This is a genomic window from Sphingomonas sp., assembly GCF_035317925.1.
Classification (GTDB): Bacteria; Pseudomonadota; Alphaproteobacteria; order Sphingomonadales; family Sphingomonadaceae; genus Sphingomonas_I.
This window is the reverse complement of the sequence record NZ_DATHFV010000043.1, coordinates 1-20,043: the sequence shown is the minus strand read 5'-3', so window position 1 is coordinate 20,043 and position 20,043 is coordinate 1. Positions and strand designations below refer to the sequence as shown.

Below are 20,043 nucleotides of genomic sequence, written 5' to 3'. Positions count from 1 at the left end.
AGCAGGCGGCCGGCGCGGGCAAAAGGCGAGACGGCGACGATAGCGCCGCCCCGCCTGAGGTCAGGGTTTGCGGACCTCGAACGTGCCTGCCAGCGAGGCGGTGGAGTCGTCCCCCACATACACGTCGAACGTGGTCTGATCCTGGACGAAGCTCCTCGTCGAGGATGCCCAATAGGTCAGGTCCTCGGGCTTGAGCGTGAACCGGATCGTCCGCGTCTCCCCGGGAGCGAGCGTCACGCGCTGGAAGCCCTTGAGCTCACGCACAGGGCGGGCAGCCGTGCCATATCGTTGGTGGATGTAGAGCTGCGCCACATCGTCGGCCTCGCGCATGCCCGTATTCTTCAGGTCGACCGACACGGCCACGGCCTCGCCGGGTGCCACGTTCGCCTTGTCCGTCTTCAGGTTGGAGAAGGCGAACGTCGAGTAGCTGAGCCCGTAACCGAACGGGTAGAGCGGCGAGTTCGGCTCGTTCCAATAACGCTGCTCGATCGTCTTGGGCTGGAACGAGGTCAGATGCGCGTAGGGCAGCGGAATTTGCCCGATGTTGCGTGGCCAGTTGTACGGCAGCTTGCCGCCCGGCGACACCTCACCGAACAGCAGGTTGGCGACCGCCGCTCCGCCCTGCGACCCCGGATACCAGATGTCCATGAGCGCCTGGGGCTTGCTGCCCTTGAGGTCCAGCGGGCGCGCGCTCATCAGCAGCACCACGACCGGCTTGCCGGTGGCGGTCACGGCATCGAGCAGTTCCTGTTGGCGGCCCGGCAGGTCGAGCGAGGAACGTGAGGCTTGCTCGCCGATCATGTTCCACCCCTCGCCCAACACCAGCACGGCAACGTCGGCCGCCCGCGCCATCTGGACGGCACGCTGGATTTCGGCCGTGTCATCGACGGTGACACGGGGCATCGCTGCGTGGGGACCAGTCTCGAAGATCGACGGGAACAGCCGGGGCGGCATGCTGACGCCGGCCGAATAGTCGACGCGCACGCCAGAGCCGACCTTCGCCTTGATGCCGGCAAGCACCGTCACGGTTTCGTCGTTCTTCTGGTCGAATACCCAAGGCCCCACGGTATCGCGCGCCGAGTCCGCCAGCGGCCCGATAACCGCAATCGACTTCACGCCCTTTCGGTCGAGCGGCAGCAGGCCGCCTTCGTTGCGCAGCAGAACCGCCGTGCGCTCCGCCGCGATGCGAGCCGTCAAGCGATGGCCAGGGTCGTTGAGCACACGCTGCGCGGCTTTCAAATCGACATAAGGATGCTCGAACAGCCCCATGCGGATCTTCGCTTCGAGGACGTGCCGCACCGCATCGTCCAGTTGCGCGGTCGTTATCTTGCCCTCGGCAAGCGACTGCGGGAGCGTTTTGAACGCCGAGACGCCGAAGGGCGGCGCCATCTCCATGTCGACCCCGGCCGTCAACGCGCGGACGCCGGCGTCCTCGTTGCTGGATGCGAACCCGTGCGTCAGCAGATCGTGTGCGGCGCCCGCGTCGGTGACGACGAAGCCCTTGAAGCCCCAGGTGTTGCGGAGCACGTCGGTCAACAGCCAGCGGTTGCCCGTAGCCGGCGTGCCGTTGAGGCCCATATACGCGCTCATGATGTTGCCGGCGCCGGCATCTACGGCAGCCTTGAATGGCTTGAGATAGACGTTCCACAATTCGCTGTCGGACAGGTTCGCCTCATCATAGTCGCGCCCGCCCAGTGCAGCGCCGTAACCCGCGAAATGCTTGGGGCCAGCGATGATGTGGCCCGGACTGCCGAGATAGGCACCCTGAAACCCGCGAACCTGCGCGGCAGCCATCGCTGACCCGAGATAGGGATCCTCGCCGGCACCTTCGACAATGCGGCCCCAGCGCGGATCGCGCGCGATGTCGACCATCGGTGCGAACGCCCAATGCAGGCCGACCGCGCGCGCCTCGGCCGCGGCGGCCGTCTGGCCATCCTCGGCGACCTTGGGGTCCCAACTCGCGGCGACCGCGATCGGCACGGGCATGATCGTGCGCAGCCCGTGGATCACGTCATAGCCGAACAGAAGCGGGATCTTGAGGCGGGTCTTCTCGACCGCGATATGCTGCAATCGGTCGAGCTCGACCGGATCGTTCACGAACAGGAGCGAGCCGGCGCGCCCCGCGGCCATCTCGTCCGTCACGCGCTTCGACTCTTCCGGAGTCGTCGTGAAGTCGAAATACTGCGTAATCTGACCGGCCTTCTCCTCGGGCGTCATCTGCGCGATCAGGGCATCCGCGCGGGCACGAACCGCCTCGTCGCTCAGTGGGGCGCTACGCAACGCGGTGCGCTGGGCAAGAACGCTCCCGCCATTCCCAAGCGTCGCGATCAAGGCGGCGCTCGCGAGTGCCGTCCAACGAAATGTGCGTGCTGCCTTCATTGGTTCTTCTCCTGCCGTGATGGTGCGTTCCCGGCCGAGCCTGCCGGGAAGCGGAATTGGGTGTCGGTTCCTTGTTGGATCGGTCGGGCGTCCGTCGTTCAGCGGCGCGCCCGCAGGGCGCCGCGAAGGCGGCTGCGGATCGGCTCATCCCAGAAGGTGTATGCCGCCCAGGCCACGAGGATCAGGAACGGGATCAGCGCCAGCCCGATGCCGACGAGCCGCGCTTGCGAGGGGCTCCCGTTGGCAACGTAATTCATCCACACATAGAGGAACGGAAAATGGGTGATGTAGATCGGGTAGGAGATGCGTCCGCTCGCCTTGCACAGTCGCATCATGCCGCGCCCCGCATCGGAGTGACTGCCTGCCAACACGATGAAGGGGAACAGCAGCACCACGCAGGCCGCTTCGTAGAGGCCATTGATCTTGACCCCGTCCACAGCCGGCAGCGTCGGGAAGGCCATGGCGGCGACCATGATGACGGTCAGCGGGAACCAGCCAAGCCGGGTGCGCGGCAGCCGGTCCCTCATGCGGTAGAGCCAAAGGCCGGTGACGAACGGGAAGCAGAGACGAACGGGCGCCATCCACAGGCTGTCCCAGCCCGATCCCTGGTCGAGGCTGCCGAGATAGCCGCCGCAGGCGACAAGCACCGCCCCGCTCACCACCGCAAGGGCACCCAGCGCGCGCGCCGACAGGTGGCGCAGCACAAAGGCGTAAGCGACGTTTCCGATATACTCTTGCAGGAGACTCCAGCACGGGCCGTTGAGCGGGTGCGTGTCGGACCAGCGGTTTGGCAGCGACGGGGCTGGCAGCAGGAGCAGGCCCAGCACCAGGGCGACAAGAACCTTCTGCAAGGGAACGACTTGCGCCGTCCCGGCGAGGGGGTCGAGCAGATAGCTGGCGAAACCGAGCAGCACGCCGAGGATGACCAGCGGGTGCAGGCGGATGAGGCGCAGGGTCAGGAAATGACCGGCAGTCATCCGGCCCCAGCGATCGTCGTAGGCGTAGCCGATGACGAAGCCGGACAGCGCAAAGAAGAAGTCCACCGCCAGCGGCGCATGGTGAAGAATGACCTTGGCGCCTTCCCAGGAGACGGTGATGCCCTGGATGTGGAACAGCACCACAAGCATAGCCGCGGATCCGCGCAGGCCGTCCAGAACCTCGAAATGCTCCTTGCCTGTCGCCGTCCGGTCGGGTGCCGCGGTGGGCTCACTCGAACTCGTCCCCGACATATCAAGCGCTTCTGTCTGCCCCGCAGCGTCCGCCACCCAAAACCCCTCCACCTTTATGACGTTAAGGGATTGGGTGATTTAACGATAAATCACAAATGGTTTTTTCCGCTAGGCCGAGTGGCGTTCGACCATCGTGAACGGAAAAACGACATCCGTGGGCGCGCTGTTTTGCTCGGGATTTCTGACGGCGCGCGCCAAGCATTCCATCGCTTCTGCCGCCATCTCTCTGATCGGCTGCCGCACGGTGGTGAGCTGGGGCCACACCCGTGTCGCGATCATCGTGTCGTCGAAGCCGGTGACGGACAGGTCCGCCGGCAGACTGATTCCGCGCTGATGCGCTACCCAGAGCACGGCGGCAGCCATGTCATCATTACCAGCCACGATAGCGTCCGGGGGAGGTGACAGGTCCAGAAGCCGCTCGGCAGCAGCAAGGGCCGTTGGAAACGTGAAGTCGCCCTCGACGCAGAGCGCCTGGTCGATAGGCAGGTCGTGCGCGCGCAGGGCGTCGCGATAGCCTTCAAGACGCGCAACACTGTCCGAATGCCGTAGGGGCCCGGCCAATACCGCGATCCGCCGGCGGCCGTTGGCGATGAGGTATTCCGTGACAGCACGTGATGCCGCCCGGTTGTCGATACGGATCGTCGTGATGTTGGGCAGCGGCATGGCTGTCGCAATGGCGGCTGTTGGCACGCCGAGGCCAAGGACTTCGGCTTGCTCGCCCAGTATCTCGGCATAGGGCGGCAGAAGAAGCAATGCCTGCGCGCCCTTCCGGATCATATCGCGTGCGACGTCAGCGGTTCCTTCCGGTGACGCATCCTCCACGGATCGGATTTGAAGCTGGACCCCTTTCTCGGCTGCAACCACCGCCACGGCGGCCAGCATCGCATCAATGAAGATGCTTTCGACACCGGGATAGATCAGCCCGACGCAGGCAACGGCCGAGCCGACAAGCCGGCGCGCGGATTGGTTGGGCACATAGCCGAGGTCCGCAATGGCTGCGAGCACACGTTCCCGCGTCGCTTCACTCACCCGCCCCGTGCTGTTGATGACGTTCGAGACCGTCATGGCGGATACGCCCGCCCGCTTGGCGACAGCCTGGATTGTGAGGCGGTTTTCGTCCTGTCGGGGTCGGCCCATCCACTCGCCACGCTCTGATAATCTCGCCGAGACATGATCGAAGGCTTGAGGGTAAGCAAGCGGATAGGCCGGTGACCAAAAAACGACCGCGTTCCAAAAGGGGGCTCGTGAACGGCGACAACTGGGTGCAAAGCCGCCGAACAGCAGCCAACCTTTGCCGCCTGATGCACTCCCCGCCGCCATCGCTTGCATTTGTCACGGCTTAGGCCACATTCCCCGTCAGTATGACGCGCTTCGCCGCCCAGCCGCTGGTCGCGGTGCTCGGCCCGACCAACACCGGCAAGACCCATTTGGCGGTCGAGCGCATGTGCGGCCATTCGTCAGGCTTGATCGGCTTCCCGCTGCGGCTGCTGGCGCGCGAAGTTTACGACCGCGTCGTCGCGATCAAGGGCGTGGATTCGGTCGCCTTGGTGACGGGCGAGGAGAAGATCGTGCCCGACAAGGCACGCTGGTTCCTCACCACCGCCGAGAGCATGCCGCTCGACAAGGAATTCGCGTTCGTCGCGCTCGACGAGGCGCAGTTGAGCGCGGACCCCGAGCGCGGCCATGTCTTCACCGATCGACTGCTGCGCGCGCGCGGCCGCGAGGAGACGATGATCCTCGGTTCCGAGGCGTTGCGGCCGATGTTGCGCGCGCTGACGCCCGATGCGGACATCATCACCCGTCCGCGCTTCTCGACCCTGACCTATGCCGGCCCGGCCAAGCTGTCGCGCCTGCCCAAACGCTCGGTCGTCGTCGCCTTCTCGGCCGAGGAGGTTTACGCGGTCGCCGAGATGCTGCGCCGGATGCGCGGCGGCGCGGCGGTGGTGATGGGCGCCTTGTCGCCGCGCACGCGCAACGCGCAGGTGCAGATGTTCCAGGCGGGCGAGGTCGATTACCTGGTCGCGACCGACGCGATCGGCATGGGCCTCAACATGGACGTGGCGCATGTCGCCTTCGCGAGCCTGCGCAAGTTCGACGGGCGCAAAACGCGCCGCCTGACGGTTTCGGAAATGGCGCAGATCGCGGGCCGCGCCGGACGCCACCAGCGCGACGGCACGTTCGGCACGCTCAGCCTGGAAGGGACGCAGACCGCGCAGTTCGAGGATGAGGAGGTGCTCTCGATCGAGGAGCATCGCTTTCCGACGCTCGACCATCTTTACTGGCGCGAGGGCAAGCCGAGCCTCGCTTCGCTCGACGCGCTGATCGCCGATCTCGAACGCAAGCCGACCGCGCAGGTGCTGCGCGCCGCACCGCAGGCGATCGACCTGGCGGTGCTCAAGCGGCTCGCCGACGAGCCGTGGGTGCGCGAACGCACCACGATATCCGGCTCGGTCGGGCGGCTGTGGGATGCGTGCGGGCTGCCCGATTTCCGCAAGACCGGGCCCGAGCCGCACAGCCGTCTGGTCGGCCGCGTGTTCAAGCATTTGAGTGAGGGCGAGGGCCACCTGCCCGTGCCGTGGTTCGCGGACGAGCTGGCGCGGCTCGACACGATCCAGGGCGATGTCGAGACGCTCGCCGATCGCCTCGCCGCGGTCCGCACCTGGGCCTATATCGCGCACCGCCCCGACTGGCTGGCCGAGCCCGGCGTGTGGGCCGAACGCACGCGCGCGCTGGAGGAAAAGCTCTCCGACGCGCTCCACCAGCGGCTGACCCAGCGCTTCGTCGATCGCCGCACCTCCGTATTGATGCGCGATCTCGGCGCACGGGGATCGGACATCTTGCCGATGAAGGTGGGCGAGGATGGCGCGGTCACGGTCGACGGCGAATCGATCGGGGTGCTGATCGGCTTCCGCTTCAAGGCCGATCCGTTGGCGCGCCATGGCGACATGAAGCGGCTGATGGCGGCGGCCGAGCGGCGGCTGGGCGACGAGCTTTCGCGCCGGGCGCGGGCGCTTTCGGTGGACGAGGATTCGGGCTTCAGCCTCGCCACCGATGCTGGCCGGCCGGTCGCCCTGTTCTGGCAGGGCGACGTCGTCGCGCGGCTGACCAAGGGCAAGCATCTGCTCAATCCGCGGATCGAGCTGCACCGCGCGCTCGACGCGCTGACGGCGATCGACCGCCAGGCGGTGACGCGGCGGCTGCAGTTGTGGCTCGACGATCAGGTTGCGCGCCACCTCGGGCCGCTCGCCGATATCGCGGCGGGCGCGCGCGATCCCGAACAGCCCGGCCCCGCGCGTGCGCTGCTTGCGCCTCTCGCCCAGGCGGGCGGCGTGATCGCGCGGGCCGAGTTGGAGGATGTGCTGGGGGCGCTCGACCGCGAGGCGCGTGCGCCGCTCGCCAAATGGGGGATCCGCATCGGCACGCTCGACATCTTCGTGGCCTCGCTGATCAAGCCCGAACCCGCGCGCTGGCGGGTCGCGCTTGCCGCCGCACAGGACAATGCGGTGATGCCGATGCTGCCGCCGATCGGCGCGGTCTCGACCCCGACGCCGCGCGATGCCGCCACCTGTCAGGCGTTCGTGATGGCGGGGTTCCGGCCGCTGGGCGCGCAGATGCTGCGGGTCGACCAGGTCGAGCGGCTGGCGCGCAACGCGCACGACACCCGCTCCGGCCGCGCTACGTTCGCGCCGGACGCGGCGCTCGCCACCTCGCTCGGGCTGATGCCCGCCAGCTTCGCGCAATTGATGCTCGCTTTGGGGTTCCGCACCGCCGAGCAGGGCTGGGTGTGGAAGGGCAAGACGGCGCCGGGGCACGCACCCGCCCGGAAGCGCAAACCCGACAAGCCGCGCCCGGGCAATGCCTTTGGCGCGCTGGCGGGGCTCCGCATCTGATGCGGATCGACAAATTTCTGTTCTTCGTGCGGATGGTGAAATCGCGCAGCGCCGCGCAGCGGATCGCGGAGGAGCGCCATTTGCGGATCGACGGCCGCGTGATCGACCGTGCCGCCGCCGACGTGAAGGTGGGATCGGTGCTGACCTTCCTGCTCAACGAGCGGGTGCGGGTGCTGCGGGTCGAGGGTCTGCCGAGCCGGCGCGGACCGGTGCCGGAAGCGCAGGCCTGCTATACCGATTTGTCGCCGCCGGCGGCCTGACGACAATAAGCTGGGGTGGCGACAAGCAGAATTGGTGGGGCTGCAACTCGCGCTACAGTTGACCCAATAGACTGTGCGCCATATGCGCCGCTCCACTCTAGGAGCTTCCAATGACCTACGTCGTTACCGACGCCTGCATCCGCTGCAAATATATGGACTGCGTGGAAGTGTGCCCGGTGGATTGCTTCTACGAAGGCGACAACATGCTCGTCATCAACCCGAGCGAGTGCATCGACTGCGGCGTGTGCGAGCCCGAATGCCCGGCCGAGGCGATCCTGCCCGATACCGAGAACGGGCTGGAGAAATGGCTCGAGCTCAACAACACCTTCTCCGCGCAATGGCCGAACATCACGCGCAAGCGCGAAGCGCCGGCCGATGCGGACGAGTGGAAGGGCGTTCCCGACAAGTATGACAGCCAGTTCTCGCCGGAGCCCGGCCAGGGGGATTGAGTGGCGCGCCGATCGGATCGGGGGCGTATCGGATTAACGATCCGGGTTAAGCTTTAACCAAATGGCAGCTTTTTACGCAAAGCTGGCATTCGCGTTGTAATTCTGTTACAAGCGCCAGCAAGAAGTGAGCGCCGTGCGGGCGTCTTCACAAGGAAACAGACTTTCCGACCGCCTCCGCTGCCGCCAGGCCGTTCTCTTTCGAGCGGACTTGTCGGAGCCGCGGTCCGCTTGAGCAGAAAGGTCTCTCTAAATGGCTGCAAAGGCGCTGAGCTTCGTCGTCGGCGATTATGTCGTTTATCCCAAGCATGGTGTCGGCCGCGTAGTCGAACTCCAGAGCCAGGAGATCGCGGGGGCAAAACTCGAGCTGTACGTGCTCCGTTTCGAGAAGGAGCGCATGACGCTCCGCGTTCCCACCAACAAGGCGGAAAGCGTCGGCATGCGCAAGCTGTCGTCCAACGCCCAGATGTCGGACGCGCTCCACACGCTCAAGGGCAAGCCCAAGGTCAAGCGCACCATGTGGTCGCGCCGCGCGCAGGAATATGAAGCCAAGATCAATTCGGGCGACCTCGTGTCGATCGCCGAAGTGGTCCGCGATCTGTTCCGTGCCGAAGACCAGCCCGAGCAGAGCTATTCGGAGCGCCAGATCTTCGAAGCGGCGTGCAGCCGCCTCGCCCGCGAGCTCGCGGCGATGGAGCAGGTCGACGAGCCCACCGCGCAGGTGAAGATCCTCGACATCCTCCGCGCGGCGGCGGCGATCCACAACAAGGTCGCGGTTCCGGCGTAAGCTGCCGGCGCTTCGGCCCAACGAATCGGGGCGGCGTTCCATACGGAACGCCGCCCTTTTTCTTGTCAGATCCGCGGCACGACGCTGTCCATGATCGTGATATGCTTGCCGGTGTCCGCGCCCACGCTCGATTGGGTGACGAGGATGGTGGTGCCGGGCCGCAGTTCGGCTTTCACCAGTTCGTAGAATTTGCGCGGGAAGCGCGCGCGGTTGATCGTCGCCTCGTCCAGTTCGCGCCCGGCATCGTCGCTATGACCGGGCAGGCCGACATAGAGCCAGCGGGCTTTCCCATCCTTGCCGACCGTGAGCGTGATGACGTGCGAACCGGGATCGTCGTCGTTGATGATCGCGGCGCTGCGCCCGATCTCGAAGCCGTTACGCAGCACCACGACACGCTGATCGTGCTTGGAGATGATGATGGTGAGCGGTCCGCTCGGCGCGCGCTCCGGCGTCCAGCGAAATTCCTGGGCGTCGAGATCGCTTTGCTGCACCGGCTGTCCCTTGGGATCGATCGGCAGCAACAGGCTCGATTCGCTCGTGAGCGCCTTCTTCGAGGCATTGCCCTGCACGACCACGGTCGCGCCCAATTTGGTGATGCCGAACAATTCGCGCGCGAAGCCGATCGGCAGATGCACGCAGCCATGGCTTTCGGGATAGCCGGGCAGGCCGCCGGCATGGAGCGCGACCCCGTCCCACGTCAGCCTTTGCTGATAGGGCATCGGCGCGGCGTTATAGAGGCTGGATTTGTGGTCGACGTCCTTCTGGAGGATGGTGAAGACCCCGGTCGGCGTCTCATGCCCGTCCTTGCCCGAAGAGATCGTGCTGACCGCCATGCGGACGCCGTTGCGATAGACGGTCGCGCGCTGGCGCGAGAGATCGACATAGACCAGCAACGGCCCCGCCGGCGCGACCTGCGGCGCCCAGATCCATTGGCCGGGCTTCAGCTTGTCAGCCATGCGCGCGAGTTCGGGCGGCGAGCTCGCCACCGCGCCCTGCGCGTGCAGCGGGGATGCCAGGCTCGCGCCTATCGCCAGGCCGATTGCCGCGAGTGTCGCGCTTCGCATCGTCATGCCTCCATCGTGCTTGCGCATCATGCCATCCTGGGCGCCTCCCAATCAACCGGCGCGCTTGACTACATCTGTAATAGAGGTGTATCGCTTGGATAATACAGTGGAGAGATGCCGATGCGCCGATTCCTGCTTGCCGCCCTGCTGCTCAGCGCCGCGCCCGCTGAAGCGGCGGATCGCAGCTTTCCCGCCAGCGGCTTCGACAAGGTCGATCTCGCCGCCGCGGGCCAGGTCGCCATCCACACCGGCGATCGATTCGCGGTCGAGGCCAGCGGCGATCCGCAATGGCTCGATCTGCTCAACATCCGCGTCGTGCAGGGCACGCTCGTGATCGGCTGGACGCGCGAGCATATCAACATGAAGAGCCACAACCCGATCCACATCCGGATCTCGATGCCGCGAATCAGCGGCGCGACGCTTTCGGGTGCGGGCACGATCATAGTCGACCGCGCCGAAGGGCCCGATTTCGTGGGCAGGATCGGCGGCGCGGGCACGATCGATCTGCCGGCGCTGCATGCCGACCGCGCGCATTTCGAAATGGGCGGCGCGGGCAAGATCAGCGCGGCGGGTTCGGCCGGATCGGTCGATGCGCATGTGCGCGGCTTCGGGTCGCTCGAGCTTGCGGCCCTCGCCGCGCGCGCGGGCAGGTTCGACATGTCGGGCACCGGATCGATCAAGGCGCGCGTCGACGGACCCGCCGATGTCACGATGAACGGCGTCGGCAGCGTCGACGTGCTCGGCAATGCGCGCTGCACGATTCACAAGAGCGGACTCGGGTCCGTCCATTGCGGCGGCTGAGCCCGCCAGAGGAGGAAGTATGTCCCGTCTGTTTCCCTTAGCAGCCGCCATCGTGCTGGTCGGCGCGGGCGCGGCCCAGGCCGCCGAGCGCAATTTCCCGACCGATGGCGATTTCCACGCCGTTTCCAACGGCACGCCGTTCGACGTCTATGTCCACACCGGCAAGGCGCCGGGGGTGCACGCAGTCGGCACCGACGAGGCGCTCAACCGGCTTGAAATTACCAATCGCGGCGGCGAGCTGCGGATCCGCACCAAGTCCGGCGGCTGGTTTTCGGGCTGGCATTGGAATGGCAGTCAGCGCCTGCGCATCGATGTGACCGTGCCGATGGTGGGCGAAGTCAGCGTCGCCGGCCCGGGCAACCTGACCATCGACGTGGTCCGCACCCGCGATTTCGGCGCGCATCTTTCGGGCCCCGGCAACATCAATGTCGGCCTGGTCGAAGCCGGCGGCATCACGCTCGACCTGAGCGGCCCCGGCGATATTTCGATCGCCGGCCATGCCGGTCGCGCGGTGATGAACCTGGCCGGCCCGGGCAATATCCACGCGAGCAAGCTCAACCTCGCCGATGCGAGCGTCACGCTGAGCGGCCCCGGCGATATCGATGCCACCGTCACCCGCACCGCCGACGTCCGCCTGTCGGGGCCGGGCGACGTGCGGATAAGCGGCGGCGCACGCTGCTCGATCCAGAAGAGCGGGCCGGGCGACGTGACCTGCGGCTGAGATAAGCGAATCGTCACCCCGGACCTGTTCCGGGGTCCACGCTGCCACGTTCAAAGCGCTCGTGGATGGGTGGATGCCGGAACAAGTCCGGCATGACGCGGCTAGATCAAATAAAGTGAGGCCAGCTCCCGCACCATGCCGGTCGGGAGCGAAGCGAGATCGTCGGTCTCGCCGCCGAGATCGGCGGGCGCATCCGCGCCGGGCAGATAGCGCCAGCCCTGGTGCGCGCGCTTGGGCCGGACGCGGACCTGCACCAGCGGATCCTCCAACCGGATCAGGCAATGGCCGCGCTCATCCTCCTCGAAGCGCAGGACCGTACTGCGCGCGATCAGCTGATGCTTGACGATCCAGAAGAGCGATCCGCCGATCAGCTCGGCGTGGCGCGTCGGGCGATAACGCGTCGTGACATAGGTTTCGCCGCCGATCGCGCGGCCCGACAGCCGCCGTGCGAGCGCGTCGATATCGGGGCAACCGACCGCGACCTTGGTGATGTGGAGAGACGCCATCGCCTTCCCATTTGGCGCATGCGCGCCCGCGATCAAGTCAGCCGTGCAGTCCGAAGATCGCGGCGAGGCCAAGGAACGACAGGAAGCCCATGCAATCGGTGCACATCGTCACGAACACCGCCGACGACACCGCCGGATCGACCTTGAACTTCTCCAGCGCCAGCGGGACGAATACGCCCGAAAGCCCGGCGACGAGATTGTTGATCAGGATCGCCAATCCGAAGACCAGCGCCAGATCGAGATAATGATAACGCAGATAGGCGCCGCCGCCGATCAGCACGCCGAGCATGATCCCGTTGGCGGCGGCGATCCTGAATTCGCGGCCGATCATACGCAGCGTGTTGGAATCGGTGAGCTGATTGGTGGCGAGCGCGCGCACCACCACCGCCAGTGTCTGGGTGCCGGCATTGCCGCCCATGCCGGTGACGATCCCCATCAAGGCGGCCAGCAGCGCGTAGCGCGCGATCTCAGCGTCGAAGAGCCCGACCACCACCGCCGCGAGCATCGCCGTCGGCAGGTTGATCAACAGCCACAGGAAGCGGGTGCGCACGGTCAGCTGCAGCGGCTCGTTGATATCGCCGTCGCCCGCGCCCGACAGGCGCAGCGCGTCCTCGCCCGCTTCTTCCTGGATGATGTGGACGACATCGTCGACCGTGATCATGCCGACCAGCCGGCCGTTGGTGTCGATCACCGCCGCCGAGATGAGCGCATATTTCTGGAATCGCAGCGCCACCTCTTCCTGGTCCATGTCGACCGGGATCAGCGTCTGCTCGTCCTGCATCATCTCGGCGATCGGCACGTCGCGCTGCGACCGCAGGATCCACGACAATTTGCAGGTGCCGACCGGATGGTGGCCGGCATCGACCACGAACACTTCCCAGAAATCGGTGGTCAGATCGCCATTGCCGCGCAGGTAATCCAGCACGTCGCCGACATTCCAATGCTCGGGCACCGCGATCAGCTCGCGCTGCATCAAGCGGCCGGCGGATTCCTCAGGGTAGGACAGAGCCTCTTCGATCGCGGCGCGATCGTCGGCATCCATCGCGCGCAGGACCTCGCGCTGGTCCTCGACATCCATGTCCTCGATGATCGCGACCGCGTCGTCGGTATCGAGTTCGGAGGCGAGATCGGCGACCTGCTGGGCGCTCAGCGCCTCGAGCACTTCGTCGCGGACCCAGTCGTTCATCTCGGCGAGCACGTCGCCGTCGAGCAGTTCGGCCAAGGCCGTCGCGAGCGGCTGGCGCTGATCCTTCGGCGCCAGTTCGAACAGATCGGCGATGTCGGCGGGATGGAGCGGCTCGACCAGCGAGCGCGCGGCCTCGACATTGCCGGCCTCGACCTGCTCGATCACCGCATCGACGAAATCGGGGGTCAGCCGGTCGTCCTCATCATGCGTCGAATCGGCGTGTGGCTCGGGCGCGCTGGTATCCGGCCCGGCGCGGAGGTCGGCGGCTTCGGCGATGTCGTTTTCGCGCTCGCTCATGGCCACCCTCCTGAAGACGCGGTTGCCGCTTAAGCGGGCTTGCCGCGCTTGTCAGCCCTTCATTGCCCGGAAAAGCACACCATATGGCGGGCGTGACCTACCGCCTCTCCGTGCTCGATCAGTCGCCGATCGCCGCCGGCAGCAATGCCGCGCAGGCGATCCGCAACACGATCGACCTTGCCCAGACCGCCGACGCGCTCGGCTACCACCGTTACTGGCTGGCCGAGCATCACGCCTCGCGCTCGCTCGCGGGCGTCGCGCCCGAGGCGCTGATCGGCCCGGTCGCGCTCGCCACCAGCCGCATCCGCGTCGGATCGGGCGGGATCATGCTGCCCCATTATTCGCCGTTCAAGGTCGCCGAGACCTTCGCCCTGCTGTCGGCGATGGCGCCCGGGCGGATCGACCTCGGCCTCGGCCGCGCGCCGGGCAGCGACCAGCGTACCGCCTTCGCGCTCCAGCGCGACCGCAGCCGGCACATGCCCAACGACTTCCCCCAATTGCTCGACGAGCTGACCGGCTATCTCGAAGGCACCCTGCCCGACGATCACGCCTTCGCGCCGCTCCAGCATCTGCTTCCAACCGGCGGCGGCATGCCCGAATTGTGGATGCTCGGTTCCTCGCCCGAATCGGCGATCTGGGCGGCCGAGCGTGGGCTGCCTTATTGCTTCGCCGACTTCATCAATTCGGACGGCGCGCATCTGGCGCAGCATTATCGCCGCAGCTTCCGCCCCTCGCCACGGCTGGCTGAGCCCTATGTCATGGCCGCCACCTGGACGATCGCCGCGCCGACCGCGGACGAGGCCGAACGTCTGGCCGCGCCCGCGCGAATGATGTTCGCGCACCTGATCGCGGGCACACCGATCCCGATTCCCTCGGTCGACGACGCGCTTGCCTGGCTGGAGGCCAATCCGCAGCATAACCGCATGCGTCGCCGCACCGTGCTCGGCACGCCCGCGCAGGTGCGCGTCGGGCTCGACGAGGTCGCCGCCGATTATGGCGCGGACGAATTGATGCTGGTCAACATCCTGCCCGATCACGACGCGCGCCGCCGCTCCTACGCGCTGCTCGCCGCCGAATATGGGCTGGCGCGCCAAGCCGCGGCTGCCTAATCCGACCGAAATCGAATCTGGAGACTGAAGAATATGGCCGACGACACGCTGACGCTCACCCTCGATACCGGCAACGACACCGGCGGCGACGTCGTGATCAAGCTGCGCCCCGATCTGGCGCCGGGCCATGTCGAGCGCATCGTTGAGCTCGCCAAGGACGGCTTTTATGACGGCGTGATCTTCCACCGCGTCATTCCCGGCTTCATGGCGCAGGGCGGCGATCCGACCGGTACCGGCATGGGCGGATCGAAGAAGCCCGACATCAAGGCCGAATTCTCGGCCGAGCCGCACGTGCGCGGCATCTGTTCGATGGCGCGTTCGTCCAATCCGAACAGCGCCAACAGCCAGTTCTTCATCGTGTTCGACGACGCGACCTTCCTCGACCGCCAATACACGGTGTGGGGCGAAGTGACCGAGGGCATGGAGCATGTCGACGCGCTCCCCAAGGGCGAGCCGCCGCGCAACCCGGGCAAGATCGTCAAGGCGACGGTCTCGTAAGTCGCCTATTCACTGACCACCTGAAACCGTCACCCCAGCGAAAGCTGGGGTCTCAGGAGGCATGCACGTCGCCTCGCCTCCTGAGATGCCAGCTTTCGCTGGCATGACGGAGTTCGGTCAATCCGCGATCGTTTCGAACAGCCAGTCGTGGAAGATACGCACCGCACGGTTGGAAAGACCGGTGCGGCGGGCCGCGAACCAGTAGGAATAAGACGCATCGGCGACATGGTCGAAGATGCGCACCAGCCGGGGATCGTGCGACCCCTCGACATGCTCGTCGAGCATGAAGGCGACGCCAAGGCCCTGCGCCGCGGCGTCGAGGATCAACTGCCCCGAGTCGAAATGGTCGATCGCGAGCGGCTCAAGATCGGGCCGGTCGATCGATTCGCGCCAGATGTTGAAAAGCTCCTGCATGTCGCGGTGGACCAGGATGGTGGCGCGGCTGAGATCGTCAGGTTCGAGAATCGCGTTCGGACCCTCCTTGAGTTTTGGCGAGCCGATCGCGGCCACACGGCTTTGCGCGATCTTGCGCGAATAAAGCGCCGGATCGATTTCTCGCGCGATCACGATCGCGGCATCCAGCCCTTCGCCCAGCCGCGCCAGCGCATGCGGCTGCGTATCGATGTCGATATGGAAATCTTCATGCAACGCGCGCAGCTCGGGCAGGCGGCCGATTAATCGCTGCGATGCAAAAAGAGGAGGCACATTGAGCCGGAGGCGTAACAGATCCCCCTCGCCAGTGGTTGCGTCGATTGCAACAGCCAGCGCGTCGAGCGCGGGCGCGACGCGGGCCAGCAACTGCTCCCCGTCATTGTTGAGAATCATCGCCTGGTGGCGCCGCTCGAACAACGGGCGAGCGACGAAGCGCTCGAGCGATTGGATGCGGCGGCTAAGGGCGGGCGAGGACAGAGCCAGCTCCTCGGCGGCCGCCTTCACGGAGCCGAGCCGCGCGACCTGCACGAATGCCTCAACGGCCGTGAGCGGGGGAAGCCGACGCACACTATTCTCCCTCGATACAGGCCGGAGCACCTCCTTCGCGCCGGCTACGGCATCGTAACGAGTCGGATTGTGAATGCGAATTGCGCAATTCGCAACCGCAAAACAATCCTTCGCAATTGCACAATGGTACCGCAATCATCATACAGACAGTGCCTTTCAGGCATCCTCTCCTAAACTTTTCAAGGCCGGTCCCTCGGGATCGGCCCTTTTTTTGCCCGCGATCCACCAGTCCGCTCCTCCGGGGCGATCACCGCGCTGGCGCAACGCTTCGTCTCACCGCTGCCCCTGCCAGGTGAACCCGTCTGTTACGGCCAGGCGTCTGATCGCTTGCCATACGGTGTCAGTTTTGCGACGGATCAAAGACGTTTAGGGTATCAGGGGTCGTTCCACGATGAATTCACCGGTCGCCGAGCAGGCACTTAAGCGCATCGAGCGCCGCCGCCCGAGCAACGGACCTGGCCCCCTCGCCATGTTCTTCAAGGGTTTCCTGCGTCACCCGGTGATGGTCGGATCGATCATCCCGTCGTCGAAGAAACTGATCCGCCACATGCTGTCGCGGACCGATTGGGAAAATACCCGCCTGTTCGTCGAATATGGCCCCGGCGTCGGCACCTTCTGCCAGGAAATTCTCGATCGGATGGGCCCCGACGCGACCTATATCGCGATCGACACCAACCCGGATTTCATCGACTATCTCGCCCGCACGATCGTCGATCCGCGCTTCGTTCCGGTGCTGGGATCGGCCGCCGACGTGCGTCGCATCGTCCAGGATCATGGCCACGAACAGGCCGATTATGTCCTGTCGGGCCTGCCTTTCTCGACCCTGCCCCCCGGCCTCGGCCCCAAGATTTCGGCCGAAACGCAGGCCGTGCTCCGCCCCGGCGGCGCCTTCCTGGTCTATCAATTCTCGCCCAAGGTGCGCGATTTCCTGGCGATGAGCTTCGAACGGATCGATCACGCGTTCGAGCCGATCAACATCCCGCCGGCGCAGCTTTACTGGGCGTGGAAGGACTGAGCGCGATCAGCGATATGCCGGGGGCATATCGCAGCGCGAAGTCGGCGTGCGGAGAGCACGCCGCGGACCTCTAGGAAATTCCAAACCGTCACCCCGGACTTGTTCCGGGGTCCACCGGCCACGAACGATGCGCTCGCGGATGGGTGGATACCGGAACAAGTCCGGCATGACGGGTCTTAATTCACGCCGAAACTCAGGCGCCGCGTGACCGAGACGTCGACCACTGCCATCACATAATAAGCCAGTGCCCAGCGCAGCCGCGTCATCCAGCCGGCGCGTTCGTGGATGGCGGGCCGTATCTCACGCGAATCGGCGACTTCGCCGTCGAAATAACGCCGCATATGATCGGCGAACGCCTTGTCCTCGACCCGGAACATGATCTCGAGATTGAGGAACAGGCTGCGCACGTCGAAATTGGCCGATCCGATATGGACGATATCGTCCATCACGAACAATTTCGTGTGCAGCTTGAGCGGCTGATATTCGAAGATGCGCACGCCGCGCGACAGCAAGCGGTGATAGGTGTGCCGCGCCGCCGCGATCGCAGCCTTGTGATCGGTCTTGGACGGCGCGATCACGCGGGCCTCGCCGCCGCGCTTGGGCACGCTTTCGATCGCGCGCATCATGCGCGGCGTCGGCGCGAAATAGGCCGCGATCAGATCGAGCCGCTTCGCCTTGCGTATGTCGAGCCGCAACGTCCGTGCCCACGGGCTCTGCCGCCGGGTCGGGCCGCCCAGCAGCCAACGCGTCTTGCCGCCGGCGGGATTGCTCCAGTGTGACAGCGCGCGTCTGAGGTCGCGCAGCCGCGCCTTGGGGCGGTGCGTCCATTTGGCGAGCGCGTCATAATAACCGACCAGCCGCTCGGCCGCGGGGCCCTCGATCCGGATACCGAGGTCGCGCCAGCCGCGTTTGTCGTCGAAATAATCATCCTCGACGTTGAAACCGCCGACGATGGCATAACCTTCGTCCGCCAGCGCGAGCTTCTGATGGTTGCGCAGCAGATAGCGCCGCCCGAATCGCGGCAGGAAATGGCAGACGTCGGCGCCCCTGGCCAAAAGCGGCTGGAAGAATTCGGGCCTGGCCGAGCTGCCGAATCCATCGACGATCAGCGCCACCTTGACCCCGCGATCCAGTGCGCGCTCCATCGCGGCGCGCACCAGCTGTCCGGTCGCGTCGTCGGTATAGATATAATAAAGCAGCCGCAGGCTGTGCCTGGCACCGTCGATCAGCCCGATCAGCGCAGTGAGCCGCTCATGCCCCTCAATCAGCAGGGTCAGCCGATTGCCTTCGACCATGAAGTGCTTCTTGCGGCCCAGGCCGGGCTTGTTCGGCGTTTTCGTTGACTTTGGCACCTGCTCGCCTTATCTGGCCCACCTTCCAACACCACCAAAATGCTTGGTCAAGCGGAGCGTTCAGAATGGCGCGCGTTACCGTCGAAGATTGCGTCGACAAGATTCCCAACCGGTTCGATCTGGTGCTGCTCGCTTCCCAGCGCGCCCGTCAGATTTCGGGTGGCGCCGAACTCACTATCGATCGCGATCGTGACAAAAATCCGGTCGTCGCTCTGCGCGAAATCGCGGAAGAGACGGTCCTGCCCGACGAACTGAGCGAGGCGGTCGTGCAGACGCTGCAGCGCGTCCAGGTCGACGAAGAGGATACGCCGGACGAGATCGGCTCGCTGTCGGCCTCGGCCGAGGCGCTGCGCCTCACCGCCGCTGCCCCGCCGCGCACCCAGAATCTGGGCGCCGACTACGAATAAGCCGCGGTCCAGCTTCGGCTGGGTGGCTTAACCCGGGTTAGATTTCAAAGGGTTCGGTTCCCACGTGGGAGCCGAACCCTTTGCTTTGCGTTTTGCGCGTGAAGGAGATGGCCCATGCCCCGTGGAGACAAGAGCAGCTATACCGACAAGCAGAAGCGCCAGGCCGAACATATCGAGGAAGGCTATGAGGAGCGCGGCGTCGGCAAGACCGAAGCCGAACGCCGCGCCTGGGCAACGGTGAATGCCGAGAGCGGCGGCGGCAGGAAATCCGGGTCGGGCCGCGGCAAGGCTGAAAATCATGCCCCATCGCGCAAAGGCGGCCGCAAGGGCGGCACCGCATCGACCGCCCGCGCGGGCGCAGATCGCTCCGCAGCGGCTAAAAAGGGCTGGGAAACCCGGCGCAAGCACGCCCAAGGGTGAGGCCGGCGCTCATTTCGTCGCAAAAACTTAAAAAGCGCATCAAAATACTACCCTTTGGTGGTGTTACAAATTGATGACGCGTCCCTATCTACCGGACCATGTACCGGGGTTTGATCCGGCCGCGTGCGCGACTGAAGCTACTTTTCGTCTTGTCGCTCGTAGGCCTTGCTATCGCGTTCGTGCTTTTGACGCACCACGCGCCACGCCGCGTGATCGAGGCGGAAATGGCCTTGCCTGCCTTGCTTCTGCTGGCCGGCAGCGGCGCCGTCAACGCGATTTCGGAGGAGGAGCGCGAACCGCTCGCGCCGCTGATCGCGATCGTCGGCTGCGACGGGTCGGGCAAATCGACGCTGTCGACCGACATGCGCGATGTGCTGGGCGAACATCGCAACGCGGAGGTCTGCTATCTCGGCCTGGGCTCGGGCGAGCTCGGCAACCGCATCAGCCGCTGGCCGCTGATCGGCCCCGCGATCGAACGCAAGCTCGCGCGCAAGGCACAACAGACGCGTAGCAAGGAAAAGACCATTCCCGGCCTGTTCACGGCTTTGGTCGTGTACGGCTTCTCGCTGCTGCGGCTGCGCCGCTTCCGCCATGTGCTCGCGCTGCGCCGCCGCGGCGTGACGGTGATCACCGATCGCTATCCGCAGACCGAGGTGGTCGGCTTCTATGACGGCCCC

The 20,043-nt window shown here is 65.7% G+C and carries 19 protein-coding genes and 1 pseudogene; 12 read left to right on the top strand and 8 right to left on the bottom strand.

The window, feature by feature from the left end; all coding sequences use genetic code 11:
• Positions 1-60: 60 nt before the first annotated feature.
• The 3 genes from bglX to VK533_RS03305 all read right to left on the bottom strand — a co-directional run bounded on the left by bglX (position 61) and on the right by VK533_RS03305 (position 4,937).
• On the bottom strand, positions 61-2,379 hold the full coding sequence (gene bglX, locus VK533_RS03315; RefSeq protein ID WP_324375001.1) for a beta-glucosidase BglX: 2,319 nt from the start codon (positions 2,377-2,379) through the stop codon (positions 61-63).
• Positions 2,380-2,477: 98 nt separating this feature from the next.
• A complete protein-coding gene (locus tag VK533_RS03310) occupies positions 2,478-3,644 on the bottom strand; it encodes an acyltransferase (RefSeq protein WP_324374998.1) in 1,167 nt (388 codons plus the stop codon).
• Positions 3,645-3,716: 72 nt separating this feature from the next.
• The gene (locus tag VK533_RS03305; protein ID WP_324374996.1) at positions 3,717-4,937 is read right to left on the bottom strand and encodes a LacI family DNA-binding transcriptional regulator; all 1,221 of its coding nucleotides are present in this window, start codon (positions 4,935-4,937) and stop codon (positions 3,717-3,719) included.
• A 32-nt stretch (positions 4,938-4,969) separates the two neighbouring features.
• Here VK533_RS03305 and VK533_RS03300 point away from each other — a divergent pair, with 32 nt between their 5' ends.
• The 4 genes from VK533_RS03300 to VK533_RS03285 all read left to right on the top strand — a co-directional run bounded on the left by VK533_RS03300 (position 4,970) and on the right by VK533_RS03285 (position 8,991).
• Positions 4,970-7,498 carry a helicase-related protein gene (locus tag VK533_RS03300; protein ID WP_324374994.1) on the top strand — a complete coding sequence of 843 codons (2,529 nt, stop codon included), beginning with the start codon at positions 4,970-4,972 and terminating at the stop codon, positions 7,496-7,498.
• Complete coding sequence (locus VK533_RS03295) at positions 7,498-7,758, top strand: RNA-binding S4 domain-containing protein (protein WP_324374992.1); 261 nt, start codon at positions 7,498-7,500, stop codon at positions 7,756-7,758. The genes VK533_RS03300 and VK533_RS03295 overlap by 1 nt, the downstream gene beginning before the upstream one ends.
• Positions 7,759-7,868: 110 nt before the next feature.
• Complete coding sequence (gene fdxA, locus VK533_RS03290; RefSeq protein WP_324374990.1) at positions 7,869-8,207, top strand: ferredoxin FdxA; 339 nt, start codon at positions 7,869-7,871, stop codon at positions 8,205-8,207.
• 250 nt (positions 8,208-8,457) lie between these two features.
• The gene (locus VK533_RS03285; RefSeq protein ID WP_324374988.1) at positions 8,458-8,991 is read left to right on the top strand and encodes a CarD family transcriptional regulator; all 534 of its coding nucleotides are present in this window, start codon (positions 8,458-8,460) and stop codon (positions 8,989-8,991) included.
• Between the two features lie 65 nt (positions 8,992-9,056).
• Here the strand turns inward: VK533_RS03285 and VK533_RS03280 are convergent, their stop codons facing one another.
• Complete coding sequence (locus tag VK533_RS03280; RefSeq protein WP_414712273.1) at positions 9,057-10,055, bottom strand: L,D-transpeptidase; 999 nt, start codon at positions 10,053-10,055, stop codon at positions 9,057-9,059.
• Positions 10,056-10,175: 120 nt separating this feature from the next.
• Here VK533_RS03280 and VK533_RS03275 point away from each other — a divergent pair, with 120 nt between their 5' ends.
• Entirely contained in the window at positions 10,176-10,856 is a 681-nt protein-coding gene (locus VK533_RS03275) for a GIN domain-containing protein (RefSeq protein ID WP_324374984.1), read from the top strand.
• Between the two features lie 19 nt (positions 10,857-10,875).
• Positions 10,876-11,577 (top strand): head GIN domain-containing protein, encoded by a 702-nt coding sequence (locus VK533_RS03270; RefSeq protein ID WP_324374982.1) that lies wholly within the window; start codon positions 10,876-10,878, stop codon positions 11,575-11,577.
• A gap of 101 nt (positions 11,578-11,678) precedes the next feature.
• Here VK533_RS03270 and VK533_RS03265 read toward each other — a convergent pair whose 3' ends face one another.
• Both VK533_RS03265 and mgtE read right to left on the bottom strand, forming a co-directional pair.
• Entirely contained in the window at positions 11,679-12,083 is a 405-nt protein-coding gene (locus VK533_RS03265) for a DUF1489 domain-containing protein (RefSeq protein WP_324374980.1), read from the bottom strand.
• Between the two features lie 37 nt (positions 12,084-12,120).
• Positions 12,121-13,566: a magnesium transporter gene (gene mgtE, locus VK533_RS03260; RefSeq protein ID WP_324374978.1), complete on the bottom strand. Its 1,446-nt coding sequence runs from the start codon at positions 13,564-13,566 to the stop codon at positions 12,121-12,123.
• 83 nt (positions 13,567-13,649) lie between these two features.
• On the opposite strand from mgtE, the gene VK533_RS03255 reads away from it, so the two are divergent.
• Together VK533_RS03255 and VK533_RS03250 are read left to right on the top strand one after the other, a co-directional pair.
• The gene (locus VK533_RS03255) at positions 13,650-14,675 is read left to right on the top strand and encodes an LLM class flavin-dependent oxidoreductase (RefSeq protein ID WP_324374976.1); all 1,026 of its coding nucleotides are present in this window, start codon (positions 13,650-13,652) and stop codon (positions 14,673-14,675) included.
• A gap of 33 nt (positions 14,676-14,708) precedes the next feature.
• Positions 14,709-15,173, top strand: a complete 465-nt coding sequence (locus tag VK533_RS03250) for a peptidylprolyl isomerase (protein ID WP_324374974.1) — start codon at positions 14,709-14,711, stop codon at positions 15,171-15,173.
• A gap of 117 nt (positions 15,174-15,290) precedes the next feature.
• Here VK533_RS03250 and VK533_RS03245 read toward each other — a convergent pair whose 3' ends face one another.
• The gene (locus VK533_RS03245; protein WP_324374972.1) at positions 15,291-16,172 is read right to left on the bottom strand and encodes a LysR substrate-binding domain-containing protein; all 882 of its coding nucleotides are present in this window, start codon (positions 16,170-16,172) and stop codon (positions 15,291-15,293) included.
• A gap of 391 nt (positions 16,173-16,563) precedes the next feature.
• Here VK533_RS03245 and VK533_RS03240 point away from each other — a divergent pair, with 391 nt between their 5' ends.
• Positions 16,564-17,187: a class I SAM-dependent methyltransferase gene (locus tag VK533_RS03240; protein ID WP_324374970.1), complete on the top strand. Its 624-nt coding sequence runs from the start codon at positions 16,564-16,566 to the stop codon at positions 17,185-17,187.
• A 176-nt stretch (positions 17,188-17,363) separates the two neighbouring features.
• Here the strand turns inward: VK533_RS03240 and VK533_RS03235 are convergent, their stop codons facing one another.
• Positions 17,364-18,482 carry a phosphatidylserine/phosphatidylglycerophosphate/cardiolipin synthase family protein gene (locus tag VK533_RS03235; protein ID WP_324374968.1) on the bottom strand — a complete coding sequence of 373 codons (1,119 nt, stop codon included), beginning with the start codon at positions 18,480-18,482 and terminating at the stop codon, positions 17,364-17,366.
• 122 nt (positions 18,483-18,604) lie between these two features.
• Here VK533_RS03235 and rpoZ point away from each other — a divergent pair, with 122 nt between their 5' ends.
• The 3 genes and pseudogenes from rpoZ to VK533_RS03220 all read left to right on the top strand — a co-directional run.
• Positions 18,605-18,946: a DNA-directed RNA polymerase subunit omega gene (gene rpoZ, locus VK533_RS03230; protein WP_324374966.1), complete on the top strand. Its 342-nt coding sequence runs from the start codon at positions 18,605-18,607 to the stop codon at positions 18,944-18,946.
• 114 nt (positions 18,947-19,060) lie between these two features.
• Entirely contained in the window at positions 19,061-19,366 is a 306-nt protein-coding gene (locus VK533_RS03225) for a plasmid stabilization protein (protein WP_324374964.1), read from the top strand.
• A gap of 149 nt (positions 19,367-19,515) precedes the next feature.
• Positions 19,516-20,043 (top strand): annotated as a pseudogene (locus tag VK533_RS03220) (hypothetical protein); the annotation flags it as partial.